Raw genomic sequence first — 6,200 nt, forward strand, 5'->3', positions numbered from 1 at the left:
GCACCCGGCTCGTGCAGCACTGGTGGGCGCAGATCGTCGGTGCGCAGTGGTGGTTCGCCACGCAGGATCGTGCCGACGGTCGGTGGGAGTTCGACGGTGTGATCGTCGACGCGGGCCAGCAGGCCGGCCTCGATGAGACGTGGGATGGGTGCGTTGGGGTCGGCTGCCGGCCCTGCGTCGCGGCTGCGGCCGAGTGCCGGGCCGCGAGAGAGCGTCTGCAACAGTTCGCGCTGGCGGTCGTCGAGCTTCTCGAGGAGGGCGCTGATGGTCTCGGGTGTACGCGTGCACAGCAGGCCGGTGAGGTGATGGGCCTTCCACGGCAGCGCGGCGTCGGCATGGGCCCCGGCCTGCAGCGTGGCGCCCTCGGTCCAGAGAACGGCGCGGAGTGTCAGCAGGTCGATGCGGTCTGCGATGTCTTGCGGATCAGCTCGATTGCCGATCGCGGTGACGATGGCGCCGGCCGTCGCGTGCGAACTGCCTGCGTTTCGACGAGCGCCGAGCGCCAGCGCCTGCTCGAGGACGGCAACGCTCAACAGGTCGAGATCCTCGCCGGTGTGTGCGAGCGACGCGGGCGCGAGCGCGCGCTGTGCGAGGACGGCGCTGCCCTGCGGGGGTGGCGAGGCGAGGTCGGGACGCTGCGCCAGCAGCTCGGCGAGTGCGTCGTCGGATCGGCCGGCCAGGTCTTGCGCGAGGCTGCGCCGCTGGTCATCCGAACTCATTCGATCGAGTCTACCGACGCCGGGTTCCGATTGCGGGGTCGCGGGTGACAGGCTGGGCTCATGCCAGTTGATTCTGTGCCGGCCGGGCCCGACACTCCGTTTCTGGCCGTGGACGCGGCACGAATGCAGCACAATCTGGATCGGGTGGCCGGGGTGGCCCGCGCCGCGGGACTGGAACTGAGACCGCACGCGAAGACGCACAAATGCCTCGAGGTGGCGCGGCGTCAGATCGCTGCCGGCGCGACGGGTTTGACCGTGGCGACGATCGGCGAGGCCGAGGTGTTCGCCGCGCACGCCGCCGCGACCGGATGTCGTGATCTGTTCATCGCCTATCCGTTGTGGGTGACCGGCACCAAGGGTCGCAGGCTGGCCGCGCTGGCCGACCAGGTGCGCGTTCGGGTCGGGGTCGATTCCGTCGAGGGCGCGCGCCAGTTGGCCGGTGAGCTGGGCACTCGGTCGGTCGAGGTGGTGATCGAGGTCGACTCGGGGCAGCACCGCACCGGGGTGGCGCCCGAGCGGTCAGGTGAAGTAGCCTCGGCGGCAAGAGATCTGGGTCTCGACGTGGTGGGTGTGTTCACCTTTCCTGGGCACGGATATGGGATCGGTGATACCCGGCGCGACGCGGCTCACGACGAGGCGAGGGTGCTTTCCGTTGCCGCGCAACGACTGTCCGACGAGGGGATCGAGCCTCGGGTGCGCAGTGGTGGCTCGACACCGACCCTGGACTTCGCCGACGGTGGGGTACTCACCGAGATCCGGCCCGGTGTCTACCCGTTCAACGACGCGCAGCAGTTGGAGATGTGCTCGTGCGGCATCCACGACGCGAGCCTGTGGGCGGTGACGACGGTGGTCCACCGCACCGGCCACCGCGTCGTCGTCGATGCTGGCAGCAAGATCCTCGGCGCGGACCGTCCTTCGTGGACAACAGGGTTCGGTCGTCTGCCGGATCACCTCGACGCCCGCGTGACGTCGCTGTCGGAACATCATGCCGTCGTCGAGTTCCCCGATGGTGCGGCTTCGGAAGGCATTCCGGCGATCGGATCACGAATCCGGTTGATTCCCAATCATGTCTGTACCGCCGTCAACCTGGTCGACGAGCTGATGATCGTCGACGATCGAGGTGATGTGACCGAGCGGTGGGACGTCGTGGCGCGAGGGGAAAACAGCTGACCAGGGCGTGTCTCCCTAGAAGTACACCTTTTGCGGCGTGGGTTGGTCGGTCGTGTTGCCGTTCCCCACTTGGCCGTTGCTGTTGTTGCCCCAACACAACACTTCGGAGTCCGATTGTGCGCAGGCAGTCCCGAAACCTGCGGCCACCGTCGTCAGACCTTCCGGTCCGGTCACCTCGTGCGGTATTGCCACCTGCCCGTCGCTCGAGAACCCGAGCTGGCCATCGGCGTTGTCGCCCCAGCAATAGGCTTTGCCTTGTGCGGCGGCGCACGTGGAAGTCCACCCGGTGGCAATCGACGTCACGCCGTCGAGTGCGTTGACGGGCGTCGGTGACGTGCGCTGGGTGGTCGTGCCGTCGCCGATCTGACCGTACGTGTTGTCACCCCAGCAATAGGCTTTGCCGTCGGCGGTGGCGCATGTTGTGCGGCGGTACTCGCCGTCCGCACTGTCTTCCGTGTTCGGGTCGTAGTTGTAGCCGCCGACGGACACCGAGGTGACCTTGTCCAGCGCGACCTTCGTCGGTGCCACTGGTTCCGTGGAGGTCGAGCCGTTTCCGACCTGCCCTGTTCGGTTGTCGCCCCAGCAATGCAGGCCGGTGTCGGCGATCGCGCAGGTGGTGCCGAATCCGGTTGCGATGGCCCGCACTCCGGTGAGACCGGGAACCTTGACAGGGCTTGTCGACGTCCGGGGTGTCGACGCCCCGAGCTGTCCGCGGTCGTTGTCGCCCCAGCAATATGCCTCGCCGGCTGAAATCGCACATGTGGTGCCCCAGCCGGTAGAGATCGCGGTGACGTCGCTCAATGAGCCGACCTGGGTGGGTGTCGACACGGTGGTGCCGGTCTGACCGTCACCGACTTGACCAAAGGCGTTGTCGCCCCAGCAGAATGCCTTACTGGCAGACACCGCGCAGGTCGTCGCCGGCCAGGTGTTGTCCGACTTGCGGAACGCGCCGATGCTGATATCGGTGATCTCGGTCATACCGCTGAGTGAGACGGGCGCGGGGCGTTCGGTCGTCGTTCCGTCGCCGAGTTGTCCGAAATTGTTGTTGCCCCAGCATCGAAGCGTGCCGCCCTGCGCCGCGCATGATGCTCCGCCGTCAGTCGCGATGAGCTTCTGCGCGGCCACGGTGGTGGATGTCTCGTCGGACCCCGATCGGGACTTGTTCCAGAAGAACACCCCGACACCGGCTGCCACGAGAAGCACGATGACCGCGGCCACCGACGCGACGATGAGGCCGGTTCGACGGCGCGCGGGCGGCGGAGGCGTCGGCGCGCCGGGTATCGGCCGCGGAGTGGAAATGCGATCGTGGTGCGGGGTCGGCGGTGGCGGAGTCTGCGGTGGTGGGGGCGTGAACGGTTGCGTCTGAGCGGTCAATGCGCTGCCGAGAGCGGCCGCGAACGCGCGACAGTTCGGAAATCGGTCGGCGGGGTTGCGCGCAAATGCCCGCGCGAACACATGGTCGGTGGCGGCCAGGTCGGGCCGCAGTTGCGAGACCGGCGTGATCGCACCGCGGACGTGCGCCATGACCACGGCCGACGGTGTGCTGCCCACCAGTGGCGGCTGCCCGGTCAGCAGCGCGTACGCCGTTGCGGCTAGTGAGTACTGATCCGCGGCGGGTGTTGCCTCGCCGCCGTCGATCACCTCGGGCGCGGAGTACGCGAGTGTGCCGATGAAGCCCTGGGTGCCGGTCAGTCCCGCCGTGTTGGCAAGTTTCGCGATTCCGAAGTCGAGCACCACGGTGCGTTCGATGGCACCCCCGCCATGTTCGATCCCGCCATGTTCGACCCCGCCGGGTTCCCGGGTCACGATGATGTTGGCGGGCTTGATGTCTCGATGGATCACCCGGTGCCGGTGCGCGTAGTCGAGCGCGTCGGCCACCTGGCCGACGACCTGGGCGACCTCGGCGGGCCGGAGACGCTCGGCCGAAAGATCCCGCCCTTCGATGTAGCTCATCGAAAACCACGGCGCCCCGTTGTCGATGCCGTACTGGTGGACCGTGATGATGCTCGGATGGTTCAGCTTGGCGGCGGTTCTGGCCTCGTTGGTGAAACGCTGCTGGAAGCTCGGGTCGCCCGCGCCTGCGATCGAGATGACCTTCAGTGCCTCACGTCGTTCCAGCGACGGGTTGTCGACGAGATACACCGCGCCCATGCCACCCTGACCCAGCTGCGAGAGAACGCGATAGCCGGCGATCTGACTTCCGGGACTCAGCGCCACCTCGATCTCCCTGGTCAAGTGAGTGGGGACGAGAGGGACGATACCGAATGGCCTGATGATCGTGGTGCTGACTCATTCAGTTGGTCAGGGTGGGACGGACTGGACGATCTTTGGGTGCCGAGGAGGTCGGTGCGGTCGCAGGCGCCATGGCAGAATGCTGGCTGTGACCGAAGAAACCGTGACCGAAGAAGCCGGCGCCGACAAGTCCGGCAAGAAGCGCTACGTCGACAACGGCTGGCCGTTCGCGGACGGCGAGCACGCAGTCTCCGAGTTCGCGACCAACATCTCGGGTGCGCTGTCGCCGTTCGGTGACGTCGAGTTCCCGCTGCCGCAGGACGAGCTGCCGTTCGTGCAGGCCAAGACGGTCATCAACCGCTGATCTGATGTCGTCGGCCAGTTCCGCCGACCGCGACCCGGGCCTCACCCACATCGACGAGTCGGGGACGGCCCGGATGGTCGACGTGGGCGGCAAGAAGAGCACCAACAGGCGTGCTGTGGCCGGTGGGACGTTCTGCACCACGGCCGAGGTCATCGACCTGCTCAGTCAGGCCAAACTGCCCAAGGGCGACGTCCTTGCCACTGCCCGCATCGCGGGCATCATGGCGGCCAAACGCACGTCCGAGCTGATCCCGCTGTGCCACCAGCTGGCGTTATCCGCGGTGGAGATCGACTTCGTCATCGGCGACGATCGGATCGAGGTCACCGCTACGGCCTCGACGTCGGGCCAGACGGGAGTCGAGATGGAAGCGTTGACCGCCGTCGCTGTCACCGGCCTCACCCTGCACGACATGGTGAAGGCCGTCGACCGCCGCGCGCACATGGACAACATCCGCCTGCTGGAGAAGACCGGTGGCAAGTCGGGCACCTGGCGGCGGGACGACGATGTCTGACGACGCCGCACCCGGCCGTGAACTGCGCGCCTGGATCGTGGTCGCGTCGACGCGGGCCGGTCGCGGCCAATACCTGGATCGGTCCGGGCCGATCATCGCCGAATGGCTGACTGCGCAGGGATTTGTGGTTGACGAGCACATCGTCGTCGCGGACGGGCCACCGGTCGGCGAGGCGATCCGAGCGGCCCTATACGCCGACGCACACCTCGTGATCACCACCGGCGGAACGGGTCTCACCCCGACCGACCGGACTCCCGAGGAGACCCGGCAACTGCTCGACTTCGAGATTCCGGGTCTCGCCGATGCCATCCGCGCCGCGGGCCTGCCGGCCGTTCCGACGGCTGTGCTGTCGCGAGGAACAGCGGGCGTGGCCGGCTCGTCCCTCGTGGTGAACCTGCCCGGCTCCACCGGTGGTGTCCGGGACGGCCTGGAGGTGCTGGCCGGCGTCGTGCACCACGCCATCGACCAGATTCACGGCGGTGACCACCGGTGAGTTCGCCGCAGATCCGCACGGCCGTCGCCGAATCATCCATTGATTTGGTCGAACATGAGGCGTGGGTCGCCGACGCCGCGGGCGGACGGGCCGGAGCCATCGTCGGATTCGTGGGTGCGGTGCGCGACCACGACGGCGGTAGGGGAGTGACGGCGCTCTCGTATTCGTCGCATCCCACCGCGCCGAACGTGCTCGATGAAGTGGTCGGCGAGATCGTCAAAGATGCTCAGGTGCGTGCGGTTGCGGTGTCGCACCGCGTTGGCGACCTCGTGGTCGGCGACGCCGCGTTCATCGTGGCGGTCGCGGCCGATCATCGTCGCGCCGCCTTCGAGATCTGCGCGCGCCTGGTCGACGAGGTGAAGGCCCGACTGCCGGTCTGGAAACATCAGTTCTTTGTCGACGGCAGCGACGAATGGGTCGGGTCGGCCTGATTCGCGGATCGCTGACTCGAAGAGTTCGGTGACCAGCCTTCTGACCTGGGTAAACACGATACTGTGGTGCTCGCAAAATCTCGGGGAAGAAGTTTCTTCCCCGAGGTTCACAATCGTCCCCTACAAATTTTCGGCCCTTCTGCTCTGAATGTGGATGGTTAGTTAGGCGTACGGGCCGGGTGTGTGCGGGTGGGCGCACGGGCGCTCGTAGGGTTGAAAGCTCCTACACAACCAACCTTGGGAGCTGACCCGTGCGCGCTACAACCCTACTGAACCGTCT

At 67.0% G+C, this 6,200-nt stretch carries 6 protein-coding genes and 1 pseudogene; 5 read left to right on the top strand and 2 right to left on the bottom strand.

Annotated elements, in window-relative coordinates; genetic code table 11:
* Positions 1-719, bottom strand: a pseudogene (locus ABZW74_RS23490) (hypothetical protein); the annotation flags it as partial.
* A 60-nt stretch (positions 720-779) separates the two neighbouring features.
* Between ABZW74_RS23490 and ABZW74_RS23495 the strand changes: the two are divergent.
* The gene (locus ABZW74_RS23495) at positions 780-1,889 is read left to right on the top strand and encodes an alanine racemase (RefSeq protein ID WP_240857703.1); all 1,110 of its coding nucleotides are present in this window, start codon (positions 780-782) and stop codon (positions 1,887-1,889) included.
* A 15-nt stretch (positions 1,890-1,904) separates the two neighbouring features.
* On the opposite strand, the gene ABZW74_RS23500 is transcribed toward ABZW74_RS23495, so the two are convergent.
* On the bottom strand, positions 1,905-4,106 hold the full coding sequence (locus tag ABZW74_RS23500; RefSeq protein ID WP_355279790.1) for a protein kinase: 2,202 nt from the start codon (positions 4,104-4,106) through the stop codon (positions 1,905-1,907).
* A 154-nt stretch (positions 4,107-4,260) separates the two neighbouring features.
* Between ABZW74_RS23500 and ABZW74_RS23505 the strand changes: the two genes are divergently transcribed.
* Genes ABZW74_RS23505 through ABZW74_RS23520 form a run of 4 tightly spaced genes read left to right on the top strand, consistent with a single transcriptional unit; the run spans position 4,261 to position 5,920 of the window.
* Positions 4,261-4,485: a hypothetical protein gene (locus ABZW74_RS23505; RefSeq protein WP_240857701.1), complete on the top strand. Its 225-nt coding sequence runs from the start codon at positions 4,261-4,263 to the stop codon at positions 4,483-4,485.
* Between the two features lie 4 nt (positions 4,486-4,489).
* Positions 4,490-4,996, top strand: a complete 507-nt coding sequence (moaC, locus tag ABZW74_RS23510) for a cyclic pyranopterin monophosphate synthase MoaC (protein ID WP_240857700.1) — start codon at positions 4,490-4,492, stop codon at positions 4,994-4,996.
* Positions 4,989-5,489, top strand: coding sequence for a MogA/MoaB family molybdenum cofactor biosynthesis protein (locus tag ABZW74_RS23515; RefSeq protein WP_240857699.1), 501 nt, complete (start codon positions 4,989-4,991; stop codon positions 5,487-5,489). The genes moaC and ABZW74_RS23515 overlap by 8 nt, the downstream gene beginning before the upstream one ends.
* Entirely contained in the window at positions 5,486-5,920 is a 435-nt protein-coding gene (locus ABZW74_RS23520) for a molybdenum cofactor biosynthesis protein MoaE (RefSeq protein ID WP_240857698.1), read from the top strand. Before ABZW74_RS23515 ends, ABZW74_RS23520 begins: the two co-directional genes overlap by 4 nt.
* Positions 5,921-6,200: the final 280 nt, after the last annotated feature.

Origin of the sequence: Gordonia sp. NPDC003585 (assembly GCF_040610755.1) — a bacterium.
GTDB lineage: Bacteria > Actinomycetota > Actinomycetes > Mycobacteriales > Mycobacteriaceae > Gordonia.

Bases quoted from the DNA above. Each gene is read 5' to 3' on its own strand.
- ABZW74_RS23495 (WP_240857703.1), top strand. From the start codon at position 780: ATGCCAGTTGATTCTGTGCCGGCCGGGCCCGACACTCCGTTTCTGGCC.
- ABZW74_RS23505 (WP_240857701.1), top strand. From the start codon at position 4,261: ATGCTGGCTGTGACCGAAGAAACCGTGACCGAAGAAGCCGGCGCCGAC.
- moaC (WP_240857700.1), top strand. From the start codon at position 4,490: ATGTCGTCGGCCAGTTCCGCCGACCGCGACCCGGGCCTCACCCACATC.
- ABZW74_RS23515 (WP_240857699.1), top strand. From the start codon at position 4,989: ATGTCTGACGACGCCGCACCCGGCCGTGAACTGCGCGCCTGGATCGTG.